Source organism: Methylomonas sp. BG-2, assembly GCF_057766305.1.
The window spans coordinates 1-1,962 of record NZ_JBYMAP010000415.1; the positions used below are offsets into that span (position 1 = coordinate 1).

General features: G+C 50.1%; 2 pseudogenes. Both read right to left on the reverse strand.

The annotated features are described in order from the left end of the window. Positions 1-448: 448 nt before the first annotated feature. Positions 449-1,296 (reverse strand): annotated as a pseudogene (locus AC3B8H_RS20785) (IS3 family transposase); the annotation flags it as partial. A 434-nt stretch (positions 1,297-1,730) separates the two neighbouring features. Beyond that, positions 1,731-1,962: pseudogene (locus tag AC3B8H_RS20790) on the reverse strand (Fic family protein); the annotation flags it as partial.

Consider the following 1,962-nt stretch of genomic DNA (forward strand, 5'->3'; position numbering starts at 1 on the left):
AGACGAATCTACCGAGATCGATATATTATTTCGAATACATTCAATCGCCAGTCTCCAAGCTAAGTCGCTAATATGGTGAAGGACTCGTCTTATTGGAAATACCTGAGAAATAGTATGGTTCGCCGTGGTATACCAACTCGGCAAGTCGTCGCAACAAAAGCATTCGATTTGGAAAGGAAAGGTGGCACGACTTTGGCGACCCACAGCCGCCACTTGTTTCAAACGGTACGTTTCAAAGATGTCCTCATTGCCACGCTACGCATTGACTTGGCTACTTGCGCTGAACGGATGCAGCGCTTTTGCAGGCACGCTTTTAAATATACCAATGGATATATCGAAAACGGAACCGAAAACCGTCTCGCTGAATCACAACTTGTCTTAACGGAGGCCTCAACCGTTTCACTTAAAATTTGCAATTTGTTGTTCAAATGAACGGGGCCACTTCTCTCTGACTGCCTTGGTCGGTGTTGACGATGTCCGGCCTGCCGTAACGTTTAAAGGCTTGCTCCAGTACGTCCACGGCATGGCAGGCTTCCAGGGTGATCGCCACCTTGGCGGCCAAGACTTTGCGAGTCGCCCAGTCGAGGACTGCCGTTAAATACGCGAATCCTTTGGCCCGCGGGATGTAGGTGGTATCCAGCGCCCAAACCTGATTGGCGCGATTGATGGTCATGCCGCGCAGCAGGTAAGGATAGATTTCATGCCCCGGTGTCTTCTGGCTGGTATTGGGCTTGCTGTACACCGCTTCGATGCCCATACGCCTCATCAGCGTGTTCACGTGTTTTCGGCCCACCTGGATGCCTTGGGTGTTCAACTGGTCGCGCAACTGCCGAGTTCCCATGAACGGGTGCTTCAGGTGCAGTTCGTCGAGTCGGCGCAGGAGGTCCAGATCGCGCTCCGAAACCGGCTTGGGCAAGTAATACACACTGCCGCGACTGATGCCTAATAGCTTGGCCTGCCGACCAATCGGCAGCTTGGACTCACGGTCGATCATCGTTTTGCGCTCAGCCATCCCGCCTTGGTGAGCGCGTTCCCTAAAAAATCGTTTTCCAAGGTCAGTTGGCCGATTTTCGCATGCAAGGCTTGCAGGTCAACTGGCGGTGATTCAGGCTCCGCCGGCTTGCCAAACACCTCGGCCGCCCGCTCTGCCAGTTGCTTTTTCCAATCGACAATTTGATTTTGATGGACCTCGAATTCCTGGGTCAATTGGGCCAGGGTTTTATCACCCGCCAAGGCCGCCAACGCGACTTTGGCCTTGAAGGCCGGTGAATGTTTTCTTCTCGGTTTTTTGGACATCTTCTGCTCCATTGCTTTGTCCTGACGGACGTTCAAAAGTAGCAGGGTTTTTCACTTTACCGACTGTTCAATTTTTTGGGGCCGGCTCTAAAGAACGCGGCTCCAACGCACTTAAAAAATGCGCGTCGTGAAATTAAGAACGGTGATTCATTAGCCGCTGCGGCTTCTTTAAAAGAAGCGATTAAAATTTTTAAATCCTTACTAACGTCCGTTAATAATACTGCGCAACCCAGTTTGTTTAAGTGATTCAAACCACACCTGTAAACCGGCGTGGAACTTTTCCATAATTCGGCGCTATGATACAGTCGGTAAACAATTGAAAGAAAATAACTAGTCCAGTTGCCTGGAAAAAGTTAGACGCCAATTTTGATCAGAAATTGGAAAATTTTCAACGCCAGTTAACAATGAAATTTAATGGTGTGTGTTGCTAATTTTCATTCGCGTGTCAGCAGCTCGATGTACGACTGGTAACTGTAGCTACGGTTTTTTTTCTGCCCGGTAAATTCCACCACAATGCTCAACTCCTCCAGGACTTTGACTGCTGCCGTCGCGGTTGGGAAGGTGGTGTTTAGTTTTTTTCGCACCTGCTCGATGCTGAAGCGCGGCATCATCGGTAACATCTCAAACAAACGGTAACTGGCGGGACCGACTTTCGCGGCGCCCAGC